This is a genomic window from Streptococcus suis (assembly GCF_046032515.1).
In the GTDB taxonomy this organism is placed as follows: Bacteria; Bacillota; Bacilli; order Lactobacillales; family Streptococcaceae; genus Streptococcus; species Streptococcus suis_AL.
On the sequence record NZ_JARQPJ010000014.1, the window covers coordinates 15819 to 33988 of the forward strand.

The window sequence follows — 18170 nt, forward strand, 5'->3', positions numbered from 1 at the left end:
TCCATGAAAACAGTGAAGGAAATGAGTCAGCTTTCAGGTGTCAGTGTGCGCACACTTCATTATTACGATGAAATAAATTTGCTGACACCTAGTTTTATTGCGGAAAACGGATATCGTTATTATGATAATGAGGCGTTTGAAAAGTTGCAAGAAATCTTACTTTTTCGTGAATTGGAATTTCCTCTCAAAGAAATAAAAAAATTGTAGGGAATGCGGCGTATGACAGAGAAGCGGCTTTGAAAGACCAGATTAGATTACTGGAGTTGAAAAAGAAACACTTGGAAAAAGTCATAAAGCATGCCAAGTCTTTACAGCAGAAGGGAGAAAATTACATGAATTTTGAAGTGTTTGATAAGTCAGATTTGTTGGCTTTCCAGGAGGAAGCTAAAGAAAGATGGGGGAATACCACAGCTTTTCAGGAATTTTCTGCTAAGACGAATCAGGAAGGGTTTGCTCAGATAAGTGCAGAAATGTCTGGTATCATGATGGAATTTGGATAATTGAAAAAATTATCAGCTGATGATTCTAAAGTTCAGAAACAAGTAGAGGTTCTTAAAGCTTATATTAGTGAGAATTTTTATAATTGTACCAATGAAATTCTAGCAAGTCTAGGACAAATGTATATTGAAGATAACCGGTTTACTCAATTTATTGATCAAGTGGGAGGAGAAGGAACAGCAGCCTTTGTCAGCCAAGCGATTGCGATTTATTGTGGAAAATAAATAAGAAAAGTCTAGTGAAAACTAGGCTTTTTTTACTGAAAACAGGACAAAATACTTGACAAAACCGCTGATATACTAAGTATATCAGGGCTTGACCTATCGGCCAAGCCCTTCTAATCAGCAACAATTTCTAGATGATAACGAAAAAGCTACATAAATTGCAAAGTAAGGGCTCTTTATGCTTGGCTCTCACACGGTCGTTTGGAATAGAAGGTCGAGTAATCATGGTTTATACATATAAAATTGGTATTTCTGAGGTAGAGCACGATGGCTTCCTCAAACAATCTCCCCAAGTCAATCTCTTGCAGAGCAGTCAGTGGGCAACCGTAAAAAGTGAGTGGCGAAATGAGAGACTAGGCTTTTTTAAAGATGGGAAATTAGTGGCAGTTGCTTCTCTTCTTATCAGAAGGTTGGTAGTACCATTTGGTTTTACGATGATTTATATACCAAGAGGTCCTGTAATGGATTATGAAGATGCTGAATTAGTATCATTTGTATTTAAGTCCATTAAAGAATTTGCCCTCCGAGAACGCAGTGTTGTTATAAAATTCGATCCATTTATTCGACTATCTAGTAAAACTATAACAGGAGATAGGGAAGAAGAATTAAATGTACTTGCCGTCAAAGATAGGATTGTTGATTTGGGAGGTATTTGGTCTGGTCGAGTGCAGACCATGTCGGCTACAATCCAACCTACTTGTCATGCAGTATTATATAGCGAATCCTTCTCAGAGGAATCACTAAATAAACGAGTTCGACAAAATATTCGCTCGGCGCGTAATAAAGGTATTGAGATTCGAATTGGTCGTGAGGAATTGTTAAGAGATTTTTCAGAGCTATTAAAAAAGACTGAGGAGCGCAAATCTATTCGCTTGCGGGGGAGAGAGTATTATCAAAAAATATTGAATGCCTATCCAGAAAATTCTTATATTGTAGTTGCCTATTTGGATTTAGCAAAGAGATATGAACAGTTATCTTATCTTGAAGAAAAATTAGTAAAAGAAGCCAAGACTTTCACCTTCACTACAAGACAATCGAAGATTGAAAATTATAAAAAAGAAACCCGAAGAATAAATACAGAATTAGAAATGATAAATTCTCTGATTCGTAACGGGAGTAAGTTAGTTCCATTGGCTGGTACTTTGACAATTGATTTTGCAGGAACATCTGAAAATATCTATGCTGGTATGGATGAAAAGTTTAAACATTATCAGCCTGCTTTATTAACATGGGTGGAGACAGCAAAGTATGCTTTCGAACGAGGTGTGAAATGGCAAAATTTAGGAGGAATAGAGCCAACTTTAGACGGAGGCCTTTATCACTTTAAATCACATTTGAATCCAGTAGTAGAAGAGTATATTGGGGAATTCGACTTGATTGTTTCGCCAATATTATATAAGATTTTTCAAGTTTTACTGGAAATTAGAAAAAAATTAAGGAAGAAAAAATAATGGCTTTTTGTCAAATAGCTAAAGAAGAATTTTTAAAGCATTGTGAACAAGTAAATGAAAAATCATTTTTTCAATCTATTGAGATGGCTGGATTACTATCCAAGCGAGGATATGATGTTCGCTATGTTGGTTTTAAAAATTCACAATCAGAAATCGTTATTTCTACTTTGCTTTTCTGTAAGAAGATGGCAGGTGGTTTGTATATGGAATTGAATTCTGGACCGCTGGTTACCGATGATGCTTATTTAGAGGAATTTTATCAATCTTTAACAAACTATGCGAAGCGTGAAGGCGTACTTGAATTGGTGGTCAAGCCTTCCCAAGTCTATCAACTCTTTGATAGTGTAGGGAATCCAATGAGTGAAGTAGATACTCAACTAATTGAGAAGATGGTGCAAGTTGGATTTAAACATGATGGCTTACAAATAGGTTATCCAAATGGAGAGCCTGTTTGGCATTATGTGAAGGATTTGCAAGGGTATTCAACAACGTCGTTATTGCAATCCTACAATAAAAATAGTAAACGAAACATAAAAAATTCAGAAAGTTACGGTATCAGGATTCGTAGTATCAATCATAAGGAGCTTTCAGATTTCAAAAAAATAATTGAGGAAACTGGAGCTAGACAAGGCTTTGAAGATAGAGATAGTGGTTACTATAACAGTCTTTTTGAAAGCTTTGGTACACAGGCAGATTTTTTAGTTGCAGAACTTGACCCGAAAGCCAGTCTAAAGCAAATTGAAAAGGAAATAGAAACAAGTGATAGAAATTCAAAACAGTATGCACAGCAGGTACAGAAATTGTTGAAAAAACAGGAGGTGGTTCAAAATATTTTAAATCAAACTCAGACAGCTCCTATTTTTTTGGCATGTGCACTGATAATTTATGATGTGAACGAGGCAACTTATCTTTTTGGTGGCTCATATTCAGAGTTTCAAAGCCTATCTGCACCTTTCTTACTTCAATATGAGGCGATGCAACGTGCAATAAAACGAAATCTTAAGCGTTATAATTTCCTTGGTATTCAAGGGATATTCGACAACTCAGACGGTGTTCTTCGGTTTAAACAGAACTTTAATGGGTATATTTTGAGAAAAGCTGGTACTTTTCGTTACTATCCTCATCCGATAAAGCATAAAATAATTCAAATTATCAAAAAAATAGTAAAATAATACTATATACTTTATCGAAAGAGGTTCCCATGATTCAACCTATTATGAAAGATATTTTCTTCTTGCAGCAGAAGTCTGAACCTGCAACTCCGCTAGACGTGCAGGTCGGTCAGGACTTGCAGGATACGTTAGCAGCCAACGCTCATGCCTGCGTGGGTATGGCAGCCAATATGATTGGTATTAAAAAGCGGATTATCATCGTCAGCATGGGTTTTACCAACCTGGTCATGTATAATCCAATCCTCATCAGCAAGGCCAAGCCCTATCAGACTGAGGAGGGCTGTCTGTCGCTCGAAGGTACTCGCCCGACGACACGCTATCAGGAGATTGAAGTGGAGTTTTTCGATGCTTCATGGAAAAAGCAGAGCCTAAAGCTGACAGATTTTCAAGCTCAAATTGTCCAGCATGAACTAGATCATTTGGAAGGGATTATCATCTAGTAGCTACAGCAGTTTGAATTAGAAAAAGGACGATTTTAAGTTATAGTGTTAATAACCCACTCCTAAAATAACTTTAGAGCTCTCAAATTGACAAACTTAGATGTGTCCCGTTTCTAATTCACTCGACTATACCAAATCTACCGTCAGGTAGATTTTTTGTATAAAAGTCAAAAAAGGTCAAACAAAACTATTGACTTTTACTGACCAATGGTGTAAAATAAGATTCGTAAGGTAAAGGACCTTACGAATTCTTTGAACAAAAGGTCAGTTTAGGTCAAACGAGAACAGTTTGACTTACTCTTGAACCTATTGGTCAGTAAAAGACAAACTTCTAAGGAGGTTGGGATGAAAGACAGGATTATACCCTATTAGCGTCATTTAGTTTATCTTTTATTACTGCGTTAACTCGCTTTGCCGTACTTCAGTACTGCCTTCAGCTCGTTGCCTAGTACTAAAAGCAAACTAAAAGACTATATCAATTTTTTTAAAATAAAGGTCAGTAAAAGTCAAAAAATAAAAATATAAACGAGGTAAAAACGATGAACAACAATTTCAATAACTTTAACAATATGGATGATATTTTCAATCAACTCATGGGCAACATGGGTGGCTATAGTACAGAGCGTCGCCGTTATTCTATCAATGGGCGTGAAGTAACACCGGAGGAATTTGCCATTTACCGTCAGACTGGTCGCCTGCCACAGACAGAAGAAGTGGCTCAAACACAGGCTAAAGGTCAGATAAAGTCAGACGGAATTCTGGCAAAACTTGGTCGCAATTTGACACAAGATGCGCGTGAAGGGAAGTTAGATCCAGTCATTGGACGAAACAAGGAAATTCAAGAAACATCTGAAATTCTGGCTCGCCGTACCAAGAATAATCCTGTTCTGGTCGGTGATGCGGGTGTTGGTAAAACTGCGGTAGTAGAAGGCTTGGCTCAAGCTATTGTCAATGGTGATGTACCAGCAGCCATTAAGAACAAGGAAATCATTTCCATCGACATTTCAGGCTTGGAAGCTGGGACTCAGTATCGTGGAGCTTTTGAAGAAAATGTCCAAAATCTTGTGGATGAAGTCAAAAAAGCTGGCAATATCATTCTCTTCTTTGATGAGATTCATCAGATTTTGGGAGCTGGTAGCACTGGTGGAGACTCAGGTTCCAAGGGCTTGGCAGATATTCTCAAACCAGCTCTTTCCCGTGGAGAGTTAACTGTTATCGGTGCGACTACACAGGACGAATACCGCAATACTATTCACAAGAATGCTGCACTGGCTCGTCGTTTCAATGAAGTCAAGGTTAATGCTCCGTCCGCAGAAGACACCTACCAGATTTTGAAAGGGATCAAACCGCTCTACGAAGCTCATCACAATATTGAATTGCCAGATGAGGTTTTGAGAGCTGCGGTTGATTATTCCGTCCAATATATTCCACAACGTAGCTTGCCTGATAAGGCTATTGACTTAATCGATGTGACTGCTGCACACTTGGCTGCACAACATCCTGTGACAGATATTCAGACCTTAGAAGCAGAAATGGCTGAGGCAAAACAGTTGCAGTTGGAAGCAGCAGAAAAAGAAGACTACGAAAGAGCCTTGAATGAAAAGGTCCGCATTGATAAGCTACAAAAACAGATTGACAACCATACCGAAAGTCAAAAAGTTGTTGCGACTGTTAATGATGTGGCTCAGGCGGTTGAGCGGATGACAGGAATTCCAGTCTCTCAAATGGGAGCTTCTGACATTGAACGACTCAAGGAATTGAAAAATCGTCTGGCAGCTAAGGTTATCGGTCAAGACGATGCGGTAGAAGCTGTATCTCGTGCCATTCGTCGGAATCGTGCAGGTTTTGATGACGGCAACCGTCCGATTGGTTCCTTCCTCTTTGTCGGTCCGACAGGTGTAGGTAAGACAGAGCTGGCAAAACAGTTAGCGCTAGACTTGTTTGGTAACAAGGATGCCATTATTCGTTTGGATATGTCTGAATACAGCGATCGGACAGCTGTTTCCAAGCTGATCGGTACCACAGCTGGCTACATTGGCTACGATGACAATTCCCATACTCTTACCGAGCGCGTCCGCCGCAATCCGTACTCCATTGTCCTCTTGGATGAGATTGAAAAGGCAGACCCACAAGTGATTACCCTTCTCTTGCAAGTGCTAGATGATGGGCATTTGACTGATGGACAGGGCAACCAAGTTAACTTTAAAAATACCATTATTATCGCGACTTCTAATGCAGGTTTTGGTTATGGAATGGCAGAAGGTGAAGAAAATCAAGACATCATGGACCGCATCGCACCATTCTTCCGTCCGGAGTTCCTTAATCGTTTTAACGCAGTTATCGAATTCAAGCACTTGGATAAAGATGATCTCAAAGCCATTGTAGAATTACTCTTGGCTCAGGTCAATAATACCCTGGCGAAGAAAGGCATCCAATTAATGGTAACGGAAGCTGCCAAAGAATTCTTGATGGAAGAAGGCTATGACCAGGCCATGGGAGCCCGTCCTCTGCGCCGTGTGATTGAAAATCAGATTCGAGACAAGGTAACAGATTACTATTTGGATCATGTTGATGTCAAATATCTGGAAGCGGATATGGTTGATGGAAGCATCCAAATAAAAGAGCAAAGCTTTGCTTAAAAATAGTGAAGAATTCGGAAAATCGGATAGAAATATCTGATTTTTTCTTTTTTGTTATCCGCTAACAAATGCTATAAAATAGGCTTTTTAGAGCATATTGAAACTTTTTTTATAAAATCCTTGACAAGTGCAAACGTTTGCGTTAAACTATATTCGTAACCGACAGAAAGGAAAACGTTTTTATGACAAATCGTACCAGTGGAATTTTGATGCATATTACCTCACTTCCAGGTAAGTTTGGTATTGGTACTTTTGGACAGTCTGCCTATGATTTTGTAGATTTCTTGGTGGAAACCAAGCAAACCTACTGGCAGATTTTACCACTAACAACTACAAGCTATGGAGATTCTCCTTACCAGTCTTTCTCTGCTATTGCAGGAAATACACACTTGATAGACTTTGACCTCTTGGTTGAAGATGGCTTATTGGCAACAGAAGATTTCCAAGATGTAAATTTTGGAGATAATCCTGAAAAAGTAGACTATGCTCTTATCTATCAAGTTCGCCGACCAATTTTGGAGAAGGCAGTTCAAGCATTTTTACAAGATGATAAGAAGAAAGCTGCTTTTCTAGAGTTTGAAAAGGCTAACTCATCTTGGTTGACAGATTATGCGGAGTTCATGGCTATCAAGGAATACTTTGGTAATAAAGCTCTCCAAGAATGGGAAGATAAAAAAGTTGTAGCTCGCAACGAGGAAGCTCTTGATAAGTACCGCTTAGAATTGGCAAATCAAATCGACTACTACAAAGTCACACAGTATTTCTTCTTCAGCCAATGGAAACAATTGAAAGAATATGCCAACAAACACCACATCAAAATCATCGGAGACATGCCAATCTATGTTTCTGCTGATAGCGTTGAAGTGTGGACAAAACCCCAACTATTCAAATTGGACAGTGAACGCAAGCCGCTTTATGTAGCAGGTGTACCAGCTGATAACTTCTCGGCAGATGGTCAATTATGGGGAAATCCTATTTACGATTGGGCAGAACATGAAAAAACAGGCTATAACTGGTGGATTTATCGTATCCATGAAAGTTTTAAACTTTATGATGTCCTTCGGATTGACCATTTCAAAGGTTTCTCAGACTTCTGGCAAGTTGATGGTAAGGCAGAAGTAGCTAAGGTTGGTACCTGGGAACCAGGTCCTGGCTACAATCTCTTCAAGGCTGTCAAAGAAACACTTGGAGACCTTCCAATCATTGCAGAAGACCTTGGAAACATTGACGCTAAAGCTCGCAAATTGCTTGCAGATTGTGGCTATCCAGGCATGAAAATCTTAGAATTTGGTTTCTTTGATGTAACAGGTAAGAGTATCGATGCTCCACACCGTTGCATTCCAAATTCAGTTGCCTACACTGGAACTCACGATAATGAGGTTGTCAATGGCTGGTACAACAATCTTGATCCAGAACAACAAGAATACGTGGACGCCTACAGCAACCGTAAGCCGATTGAAAAAGTTAGCCAAGCTATGCTCCGTATGCTGTTTGCAACAGTGAGTGATACAGCTATTGCAACCATGCAAGACGTCCTAGACTTGGGTGAAGAAAGTCGAATGAATATGCCGTCAACTATCGGTGGAAACTGGGAATGGCGCATGAAAGCTGAAGACTTGACCCAAGAGCGCAAAGACTTCTTGACAAAAATGACATTACTATACCAACGAGGAAATGAAAACCATGACTAAATTTACAACATTTGCAGAAACAAATACTTCGAAGAAATTAGCTGATTTGACAAATGAAGAAATCTATCTTCAATTGTTAAACTACGTAAAAGATGTAGCAGCTACAAAACCAAAAAACACAGGAAAACGTAAAGTTTACTATATCTCAGCTGAGTTCCTTATCGGTAAACTCTTGTCAAACAATTTGATCAACTTGGGTGTTTACAATGACATTCAAGCAGAATTGGCAGCAGCTGGTAAATCATTGGCTCAAGTTGAAGACGTTGAACCAGAACCATCACTTGGTAACGGTGGTTTGGGACGTCTGGCTTCATGTTTCGTTGATTCTATGTCAACACTTGCTATCAACGGTGAAGGTGTTGGTCTGAACTACCACTGTGGTCTTTTCCGCCAAGTATTTAAGAAAAATGAGCAAGAAGCAGAGCCAAACTTCTGGATTGAAAATGATTCTTGGTTGATTCCAACAACTATCAGCTATGATGTTCCATTCAAAAACTTCACGTTGAAATCGAAATTGGATCGTCTTGATATTCTTGGCTATAAAAAAGAGACTAAGAACTACCTTAACTTGTTTGACATTGAGTCTGTCAACTATGACTTGATTACAGATGGCATCTCATTTGACAAGACAGACATTAAAGAAAACTTGACCCTCTTCTTGTACCCAGATGATTCTGATAAGAATGGTGAATTGCTTCGTATCTACCAACAATACTTCATGGTATCAAATGCTGCTCAACTTTTGATTGATGAAGCAATTGAGCGCGGTTCAAACTTGCATGACTTGGCTGACTACGCTTATGTGCAAATCAACGATACTCACCCATCAATGGTGATTCCTGAGTTGATCCGTCTTTTGACTGAAAAACATGGTATTGAATTTGCGGAAGCTGTTGCGATTGTTAAGAATATGACTGGTTACACAAACCACACTATCTTGGCGGAAGCACTTGAAAAATGGCCACTTGAGTTCCTTGAAGAAGTGGTGCCACACTTGGTTGATATTATCAAAGAATTGGATGCCCTTATTCGTGCAGAAATTAAAGACCCAGCAGTCCAAATCATTGATGAATCAGGTCGTGTCCACATGGCCCACATGGATATCCACTTCTCTAACTCAGTGAACGGTGTAGCTGCGCTTCACACAGAAATCCTCAAAAACTCTGAATTAAAAGCTTTCTACGAGCTTTACCCAGAAAAATTCAACAATAAAACAAACGGTATCACTTTCCGCCGTTGGTTGGAATTTGCCAACCAAGACCTCGCTGACTACATCAAAGAATTGATTGGCGATGAATACTTGACAGATGCGACTAAACTTGAAAAATTGCTTGCCTTTGCTGATGACAAAGAAGTTCATGCTAAGTTGGCTGAAATCAAACACAACAACAAATTGGCTCTTAAACGTTACCTTAAAGACAACAAAGGTATCGAGCTGGATGAAAACTCTATCATCGATACACAGATCAAACGTTTCCACGAGTACAAACGCCAACAAATGAATGCCTTGTATGTCATCCACAAGTATCTTGAAATCAAGAACGGCAACCTGCCAAAACGTAAAATCACTGTTATCTTCGGTGGTAAGGCAGCTCCAGCTTACGTGATTGCCCAAGACATCATTCATTTGATTCTCTGCTTGTCTGAGTTGATCAACAATGATCCAGAAGTGAGCAAGTACCTCAACGTTCACTTGGTAGAAAACTACAACGTAACGGTTGCTGAAAAACTCATTCCTGCGACAGATATTTCAGAACAAATCTCATTGGCTTCTAAAGAAGCGTCAGGTACTGGTAACATGAAATTCATGTTGAACGGTGCATTGACACTCGGTACCATGGACGGTGCCAACGTTGAGATTGCTGAGTTGGCTGGTATGGACAACATCTATACATTTGGTAAAGATTCAGATACCATCATCGACTTGTACGACAAGGCTGGTTACGTATCTGCGGACTACTACAATGGTGATGCTAATATCAAACGTGCAGTTGACTTTATCGTTAGCGATGAGGTAAAAGCACTTGGTAATGAAGAACGTCTAGGTCGCTTGCACCATGAATTGATTTCGAAAGACTGGTTCATGACCTTGATTGACTTGGCTGAATACATCGAAGTAAAAGAGCAAGTCTTTGCAGACTACGAAGATCAAGATTCATGGAACAAGAAAGTTGTTCACAACATCGCCAAAGCAGGATTCTTCTCATCTGACCGTACTATTGAACAGTACAACCAAGATATTTGGCATTCAAACTAATACTTTTGCTCTCCTAAATTGAAAAGAATGTTCCTGAGTGGGAACATTCTTTTTTGTATTTTTCATTTTTTACCGTTCGGCCATTGAAACAAAGGTAACCTTATCTGGTCGATAGGTGATGGTTCCGTACTGAAAAGGACGGCCGTCTGCCAGATAGGTGGTACTGGTGACGGAAACCACCATGTCGTAGCCAGCCAGATCCAGCAAGGATTTTTCTTCCTCCGTAGCAAAGCGGAAGGAAATTTCCCGACGTGAATGAGAGATTCCTAAGCCCAGGTCCGATTCTAGATACTGATAAATCGAGCTTTCGGCGATTTCCTTGCTGAGATAGGGAACAATCCTGCGGTCAAAGTAGGAAATCTCATACTCTAATCGTTCTCCATCAATAGTCCGAACGCGGCTGACACGGTATAGATCTGTCTTTTCATCCACTTCCAATTCCTTCATGACTTCTGGCTGGCCTTGTACGATGTAGAGATTGGTCAGTTGGGTCTGGACTTGATGGTGAGCAAAGCGGTTGAGTTCGCTAACGGTCTTCAATTCAGACACATACGGTTTTCTGACCAGGTTGTGGTCTAAGATAATCGAGTTTCTCCCCTGACGCTTTTGAATATAGCCATCCATTTCTAATAGCGATAGTGCCTTGCGGATAGTATCCTTGGAATAGGAGTAGATGTCCATTAGCTCATTTTCAGTTGGCATCTCTTGATTGGCCTGCCAGATATTTTGTTCAATTTTTTCCTTGATGTCTGCGTAGACTTTTTTATATTTACTCATGGTGACTCCTCAACTCTTCTATCACTAGTTTAACATATTTAGGAATAATCGTCAGTTTTATAGTTTTTTTAAAAGAATTACGTAAAAGTTACTGAATTGTTCCGTAAAAGAGTTGACAAATGGAAACGTTTACGTTACAATTAGTTTACAAATACGGAAACGTTTTATTTTAGAATACGATGAAGAAAGGAGACCTATGAAATTACTAACAGTCAATGTCCATGCCTGGTTCGAAGAAAATCAAGACCAAAAGTTGGACATACTTGCTCAGACCATTGCTCAAAAGCAATACGATGTGATTGCCCTGCAAGAAGTCAATCAGCTAATGACAAGCCCCTTGGTAACCAGAGAACTGCGCCAGGACAATTATGGTTTGGTTTTGCTTGAAAAACTGACAGAGCTGGGAGTGACAGACTATTCTTATTTTTGGTCCAATTCTCATATCGGCTATGATAAGTATGATGAAGGGATTGCCTTTCTCACAAGATTACCGGTCTACGAAGTGGATGCCTTCTACTGTAGTCAGCACCAAGACCTGACATCAATCTTATCTAGAAAAATCATCGGTTTGACGGTCTTGTATGAGAAGGAATTGATCGACCTGTATTCTTGTCACATCAATCTTCCTGACAGTAAAGAAGAAAATCAGCTAGATAATATCCGCTCGATTGTGGAACGGACAAGTTCGGGGCACTTGAAAATTCTAATGGGAGATTTCAATACGGATGCCCTGTCAAATCCCAAAGCCTACCAAGCTATCAGGGACCTTGGACTTTATGATAGTTATGATTTGGCAGAGGAAAAGGATGCAGGTATCACTGTTGAAAAAGCCATTGACGGATGGGCAGGGCATAGTCAGGAAAAACGTCTGGACTATGTGTTCTTAAATCAGAAAAAGGAAGTTTTATCCAGCTTAGTGATTTTCAATGGGGACAATCTTCCGGTTATCTCGGACCACTTCGGAGTGGAAGTTGAAATTAATGTATAAAATGGCACATAGCCAAAAAATAAAGGAGAAAAAATGAAAAAATTTCTTAGTTTCGAATTTTGGCAAAAATTCGGTAAGTGTTTAATGGTCGTGATCGCCGTTATGCCTGCAGCAGGTCTGATGGTTTCTATCGGAAACTCTATTCCGTTAATCAGCCCAGAATCAGAACTCTTGATTCGTATCGGGAATATCATCGCCCAAATCGGTTGGGGGATTATCGGTAACCTCCACTTGCTCTTTGCCTTGGCAATCGGTGGAAGCTGGGCTAAGGAAAAGGCTGGTGGAGCCTTCTCAGCAGGTCTTGCCTTCATCCTTATTAACTTGATTACAGGTCACTTCTTTGGTGTGACGACTGACATGCTTGCAGATGCAGCGGCAACCGTAACCACTGTTTTTGGAACAGAGATTCCAGTTTCAGGCTACTTCGTCAATATCTTGGGTCAACCTGCTTTGAACATGGGTGTCTTTGTAGGGATTATTGCTGGTTTTGTTGGGGCGACTGCTTACAACAAATACTACAACTATCGCAAGTTGCCAGATGTATTGACCTTCTTTAACGGCAAACGCTTTGTGCCGTTTGTTGTCATCTATCGTTCTGTCCTTGTAGCGCTTGGTTTGGCAATCTTTTGGCCAGTTGTTCAAACAGGAATCAATAGCTTTGGTAAATGGATTGCGAGCTCACAGGATACAGCACCAATTCTTGCACCTTTTGTTTATGGTACCTTGGAACGTTTGCTTCTTCCATTTGGTTTGCACCACATGTTGACCATTCCAATGAACTATACGTCACTTGGTGGTACCTATGACATCTTGACAGGTGCTCAAGCAGGTACACAAGTATTTGGTCAAGATCCGCTCTGGTTGGCTTGGATTACAGACTTGATTAACCTCAAGGATGCTGGTGATTTGGCGCAGTACAATGACTTGCTTGCAAACATTACTCCAGCCCGTTTCAAGGTTGGTCAAATGATTGGTTCATCAGGGATTTTGATGGGATTGACTTACGCTATGTACCGCAATGTTGATGAGGATAAGAAGAAAAAATACCGCGGTATGTTCCTTTCATCTGCTGCAGCCGTTTTCTTGACAGGTGTAACAGAACCAATTGAGTTTATGTTCATGTTTGCAGCAATGCCGCTCTATGTCGTATATGCTTTTGTACAAGGTGCTGCTTTTGCTATGGCGGATATTGTCAATTTGCGTATGCATTCATTTGGTAATATCGAATTCCTTACACGTACACCGATGGCGATTAAAGCTGGTATCGGTATGGATGTTATTAACTTTATCTGGGTAACAGCCCTCTTTGCGGTTGGTATGTACTTCATTGCCAACTTTATGATTAAGAAATTCAACCTAGCAACAGCTGGACGCAATGGTAACTATGATACAGAAACAACGGATGTGGTTTCAAACTCAAACGTAGATACTGCAGATGCCAATTCACAAGTGGTACAAATCATCAACTTGCTTGGTGGTCGTGATAATATCGCAGATGTGGATGCTTGTATGACTCGTCTTCGCGTTAGTGTTAAAGATGTGACACAGGTTGGAGATGAAAATGCTTGGAAACAGGCTGGTGCTATGGGCTTGATTATCAAAGACTCAGGTGTTCAAGCAGTCTATGGACCAAAAGCAGATGTTCTCAAATCAGACATTCAAGACTTGCTAGAATCTGGCGTGGCCATCCCTCGTACGGAAATTGTTGCGACTGAAACAGTAGTTGAGGAAGCACAATTCAAAGGTGTGATGGAGACAGTTTACTCTGTTGCTGAAGGGCAAGCCATTGCCATCACAGAAGTGAAAGATCAAGTCTTCTCACAAAAAATGATGGGCGACGGTTATGCAGTTGAGCCTAGCTCCGGCAATGTTTACGCACCAGTTTCAGGTATCGTAACCAGTGTCTTCCCAACCAAACACGCTGTCGGGATTTTGTCTGACAAGGGTGTAGAAGTCTTGGTGCACGTCGGCCTAGATACAGTTGCACTAAACGGTGCTCCATTCTCAACTAAGGTAACAGATGGTCAACGTGTTGAAGCAGGGGATTTGCTCCTTGTCGCAGATTTGGAAGCCATTCGCTCAGCAGGGCGTGAAACAACCATCGTTGTTGCCTTCACAAACACAGCAGAAATCAAATCTGTCAGCCTTGAAAATCTTGGGCAAGTCAGTCAAGATAGCCAAGTTGCGACAGTTGAGTTGTAAAAAGTAAAAAAAGATTGAAAAGATGATTGCAGTCAACTCTTTTCAATCTTTTTCGTTTGGATAGTATGCCATCAGTATTTTTCTAATTTCTTCGCTTCTTTTTTACCTTTTTCAGCGATATGGAGGAAATAAATAGACCAAGCAAGGAAAAATAAGGGAATAATGCCACTTCTAAACAATGCGAATGGGGTTTCAAAGAGAAAACCAAACCAAAAACTGGTACCAGTTCGTTCCCATAGCCCTGGAGTTAGGTACCAGGATTTAGGATTCCAAAGTGTGTATCCATTTTGGAGTCCAACTTGGTAATGGATAAAAAATAAAGTCAGAAATAATCCGAAATAGGAGTAGGCATAATTTTGGTAGCGTGAATAGAATGCTTTTTTCGATTCGGTATCAGAAAAAATTTCTGTGCTTGAAGTTTCGATTGTTTGTTGAAAATAATGGATGCCACATCTACGACTACCTTGTATAGGTTGCCAACCACAGTCTTCAAATAGAGAGAGGTAATTTGAATATTCTCCTTTTGCAATATGTTCATGAAAATCAAGGCGTACGGGATGAGGGGGGCGACTACATTTTTCAAAATGATAGGCTGCTGTCCACGGAGTTACTTTGACAAGCTGATAACCTTCGGATTGAATCGAATTGATCCAATGTTCTTCCTCTTGTAAACTGGTGAATAATTTGTGTCTTATCATGGCTTCCTCCTTAAAAACCTAATTCTTTGGCAATATGATGTAGTTTTTGAATACGTTGTGTTTCCAGTTTAATAATCTCTTGTCCCGTTGCTGTTACTTGATAGACTTTTCTTCTTTTATCGGAACTTGGAACGGAATAAATCCATTTTAGTTTCAAAAGATTCTCAATCGCTCCATACATGGTTCCTGCAGCGATTTTCACATCACCATCACTCATATCCTCTACTTTTTGCATGATATGGTAGCCATGGGCAGGTTCCAAGAGGGCTAATAGAATATAGTAGGTTGTCTCCGTTAAGGGGAGATGCTTGTTCCTTTTCATTTGGCTTCTCCTATGTAATTCAAATGTATAGTTGTACTATATATTATATATCGGGAAACTATACATGTCAACTGTATAGTGAAGAAGATTTTAAAAATCTTCTCAATCCTTGCCATTTATGGTATAATAAAGCGATTTTATAAAATGTAGGAGGTTCCCCATGGGACGTAAATGGGCCAATATTGTAGCCAAGAAAACCGCAAAAGACGGTGCTAACTCAAAAGTTTACGCCAAATTTGGTGTTGAAATCTATGTAGCAGCGAAAAAGGGTGACCCAGATCCAGAAACAAACTCAGCGCTGAAATTTGTTATCGACCGTGCTAAGCAAGCGCAGGTTCCAAAACACATCATTGACAAGGCCATTGACAAGGCGAAAGGAAATACAGACGAAACTTTCGTAGAAGGTCGTTACGAAGGCTTTGGACCAAATGGTTCTATGATTATCGTTGATACCTTGACATCAAACGTAAACCGTACGGCAGCTAACGTGCGCTCTGCTTTTGGTAAAAACGGCGGTAACATGGGGGCATCTGGTTCCGTATCATTCATGTTTGATAAAAAAGGTGTGGTTGTCTTTGCTGGTGATGATGCAGATGCTATCTTTGAATTGCTCCTCGAAGCAGATGTGGAAGTTGATGATGTAGAAGCAGAAGAAGGCACAATCACTGTTTATACAGCACCAACTGATTTGCACAAGGCAATCGTGGCACTTAAAGAATCAGGAATCCAAGAGTTCAACGTCACTGAACTTGAAATGATCCCACAATCAGAAGTATCACTTGAAGGCGATGACCTCGCAACATTTGAAAAACTCTACGACGCCCTCGAAGACGACGAAGACGTCCAAAAAATCTACACGAATGTAGATGGGTTTTAATATAAAAAAAGTGCTAGTAGCACTTTTTTTATATTAAAAGGTTGGAGAATGGAACTGCCGGTAGGCAGTTTTCTTTATACTCAAAAGTCCGGGGAATAGTCATTTTTATTAAAAGGTTGGAAATGAGAACCAGCGGTAGCTGGTTTTCTTTATTTTCAGCTGTCCATAAGGACAATTTTTGGCTTAAAAAGTTGAAGATTGGAATTGCCGTTAGGCGGTATTCTTTGCATGAATATGAAAGTGTAAGCTCTAGATTGGGAATTAGAACGGACGTTGGGAAATTTTTTAGTGCCAGATTGCCAAATGATAACCAACTGTAAAATGTTCAGATTGAAGATGTAAATAAGTTGTTCTAAAATAATTAGCTATAAGGCGAAACTATAGCATTGTTTAGGAAATAGCTATTTGAAAGCATCTAGCTTTTCTGATATGATAGAGTGGTATTATTTTTAGGAGGAGCTATGTCAAATAATTTACTTGTTTTACAATCAGATTTTGGTTTAGTTGATGGTGCAGTTTCAGCGATGATTGGTGTTGCTCTCCAAGAATCGAGAGATTTAGTTGTTCACCATCTAACTCATGATATTACTCCGTACAATATCTTTGAGGGTTCATATCGCCTCTTTCAAACGGTCGAATACTGGCCGGAGGGGACAACATTTGTTTCGGTTGTTGACCCAGGAGTTGGTTCAAAACGTAAGAGTGTAGTAGCTTTGACCGAACAAAATCACTATATTGTAACGCCAGATAATGGGACGCTATCCTTCATCAAAAAATATGTGGGGATAAAGGCGGTTCGAGAAATTTCAGAGGTGGCCAATCGCCGTGCCAATACAGAACATTCGTACACCTTCCATGGTCGAGATGTTTATGCCTATACGGGAGCTAAATTGGCTTCTGGACACATTAGCTTTGAAGAAGTTGGTCCAGAATTAAGCGTGGATAAGATTGTGGAAATTCCAACTGTCCCAACGGAAGTGGGTTCGGACTATGTAAAAGGTGCAATTGATATTCTAGATGTTCGATTCGGCTCGCTTTGGACCTCGATTACGAGGGAAGAATTTTACACCTTGCAACCGCAGTTTGAAGATCGCTTTGAAGTGACCATATACAATAACGACATGCTTGTGTATCAAAACCAAGTAACCTACGGCAAGTCCTTTGCGGATGTACGCATTGGACAACCATTGATTTATATCAATTCCCTCTATCGTGTAGGTGTTGCGATTAATCAGGGCTCATTTGCCAAGGCTTATAATGTCGGTGTAGGTCAAAACTGGCATATTGAAATCAAACGTATTAGTAATTAAAGAAATTTTAGGAGATAGTTATGAAAAATAATTCAATCAAAACAGTCGTTGCTACTGGTATCGGCGCAGCCCTCTTTGTGGTTATTGGTTTGCTGATTAGTATTCCAACCTTTGTACCAAATACCTACATTCAATTGCAGTATGCAGTTCAGTCGCTCTTGTCAATTGTTTTTGGACCAATTGTTGGTTTCTTTGTAGGGCTTATTGGTCATGCCTTTATAGACGCGCTGCGAGGTGGGTCGCCTTGGTGGTCATGGGTTCTAGCCTCAGCAGTTTTTGGTTTGGTTGTTGGTCTTACCAAAAAACGTCTGCGTATTCAAGAAGGAATTTTTGACGGAAAAGATATTTTTGCTTTCAATATTTTTCAAGCAGTAGCTAACCTCATTGCTTGGGGAGTCATTGCCCCAGTTTTAGATATTCTTATCTACAGTGAGGCAGCGAATAAGGTCTTTGCACAGGGACTTGTGGCAGGTATTGCAAACAGTATTACAGTTGCTATTGCAGGGACACTCCTTTTGGCTGTTTATGCAAAATCTCAAACGAAGACAGGTAGTTTGTCTAAAGATTAAGTTTTTATTTTCCCTAGAAAAAATTCTAGGGTTTTTTAATACAAAAAAATACATA

Annotated in this window: 14 protein-coding genes and 1 pseudogene; 12 read left to right on the forward strand and 3 right to left on the reverse strand. The window is 39.9% G+C overall.

What is annotated here, in order from left to right:
• The first annotated feature begins 3 nt into the window (after window positions 1-3).
• The 7 genes and pseudogenes from P7J49_RS07350 to glgP all read left to right on the forward strand — a co-directional run bounded on the left by P7J49_RS07350 (window position 4) and on the right by glgP (window position 10372).
• Window positions 4-722: pseudogene (locus P7J49_RS07350) on the forward strand (MerR family transcriptional regulator).
• Between the two features lie 224 nt (window positions 723-946).
• A complete protein-coding gene (locus P7J49_RS07355) occupies window positions 947-2173 on the forward strand; it encodes a peptidoglycan bridge formation glycyltransferase FemA/FemB family protein (RefSeq protein WP_408570288.1) in 1227 nt (408 codons plus the stop codon).
• A complete protein-coding gene (locus tag P7J49_RS07360; RefSeq protein ID WP_408570290.1) occupies window positions 2173-3345 on the forward strand; it encodes a peptidoglycan bridge formation glycyltransferase FemA/FemB family protein in 1173 nt (390 codons plus the stop codon). Before P7J49_RS07355 ends, P7J49_RS07360 begins: the two co-directional genes overlap by 1 nt.
• Window positions 3346-3374: 29 nt before the next feature.
• Window positions 3375-3785 (forward strand): peptide deformylase, encoded by a 411-nt coding sequence (locus tag P7J49_RS07365; protein ID WP_408570291.1) that lies wholly within the window; start codon window positions 3375-3377, stop codon window positions 3783-3785.
• A gap of 539 nt (window positions 3786-4324) precedes the next feature.
• Window positions 4325-6424, forward strand: coding sequence for an ATP-dependent Clp protease ATP-binding subunit (locus P7J49_RS07370; RefSeq protein ID WP_408570293.1), 2100 nt, complete (start codon window positions 4325-4327; stop codon window positions 6422-6424).
• Window positions 6425-6606: 182 nt separating this feature from the next.
• The gene (gene malQ / locus P7J49_RS07375; protein ID WP_024389575.1) at window positions 6607-8115 is read left to right on the forward strand and encodes a 4-alpha-glucanotransferase; all 1509 of its coding nucleotides are present in this window, start codon (window positions 6607-6609) and stop codon (window positions 8113-8115) included.
• Entirely contained in the window at window positions 8108-10372 is a 2265-nt protein-coding gene (glgP, locus tag P7J49_RS07380; RefSeq protein WP_408570295.1) for a glycogen/starch/alpha-glucan family phosphorylase, read from the forward strand. The genes malQ and glgP overlap by 8 nt, the downstream gene beginning before the upstream one ends.
• A gap of 69 nt (window positions 10373-10441) precedes the next feature.
• Here glgP and P7J49_RS07385 read toward each other — a convergent pair whose 3' ends face one another.
• A complete protein-coding gene (locus P7J49_RS07385; RefSeq protein WP_408570297.1) occupies window positions 10442-11149 on the reverse strand; it encodes a UTRA domain-containing protein in 708 nt (235 codons plus the stop codon).
• Between the two features lie 196 nt (window positions 11150-11345).
• Here P7J49_RS07385 and P7J49_RS07390 point away from each other — a divergent pair, with 196 nt between their 5' ends.
• Together P7J49_RS07390 and P7J49_RS07395 are read left to right on the forward strand one after the other, a co-directional pair.
• Complete coding sequence (locus P7J49_RS07390; RefSeq protein ID WP_408570299.1) at window positions 11346-12137, forward strand: endonuclease/exonuclease/phosphatase family protein; 792 nt, start codon at window positions 11346-11348, stop codon at window positions 12135-12137.
• Between the two features lie 33 nt (window positions 12138-12170).
• Window positions 12171-14339: a PTS transporter subunit IIBC gene (locus P7J49_RS07395; protein ID WP_408570301.1), complete on the forward strand. Its 2169-nt coding sequence runs from the start codon at window positions 12171-12173 to the stop codon at window positions 14337-14339.
• 71 nt (window positions 14340-14410) lie between these two features.
• Here P7J49_RS07395 and P7J49_RS07400 read toward each other — a convergent pair whose 3' ends face one another.
• Both P7J49_RS07400 and P7J49_RS07405 read right to left on the reverse strand, forming a co-directional pair.
• Window positions 14411-15037: a DUF2812 domain-containing protein gene (locus P7J49_RS07400; RefSeq protein WP_023369445.1), complete on the reverse strand. Its 627-nt coding sequence runs from the start codon at window positions 15035-15037 to the stop codon at window positions 14411-14413.
• 10 nt (window positions 15038-15047) lie between these two features.
• A complete protein-coding gene (locus tag P7J49_RS07405; protein WP_029186817.1) occupies window positions 15048-15359 on the reverse strand; it encodes a PadR family transcriptional regulator in 312 nt (103 codons plus the stop codon).
• A gap of 160 nt (window positions 15360-15519) precedes the next feature.
• Between P7J49_RS07405 and P7J49_RS07410 the strand changes: the two genes are divergently transcribed.
• The 3 genes from P7J49_RS07410 (at window position 15520) to P7J49_RS07420 (ending at window position 18115) form a co-directional block, all read left to right on the forward strand.
• Complete coding sequence (locus P7J49_RS07410; protein WP_024419089.1) at window positions 15520-16236, forward strand: YebC/PmpR family DNA-binding transcriptional regulator; 717 nt, start codon at window positions 15520-15522, stop codon at window positions 16234-16236.
• A 461-nt stretch (window positions 16237-16697) separates the two neighbouring features.
• Window positions 16698-17546, forward strand: a complete 849-nt coding sequence (locus tag P7J49_RS07415; RefSeq protein ID WP_004194192.1) for an S-adenosyl-l-methionine hydroxide adenosyltransferase family protein — start codon at window positions 16698-16700, stop codon at window positions 17544-17546.
• 20 nt (window positions 17547-17566) lie between these two features.
• Entirely contained in the window at window positions 17567-18115 is a 549-nt protein-coding gene (locus P7J49_RS07420) for an ECF-type riboflavin transporter substrate-binding protein (protein WP_408570304.1), read from the forward strand.
• The last annotated feature ends 55 nt before the right edge of the window (window positions 18116-18170 follow it).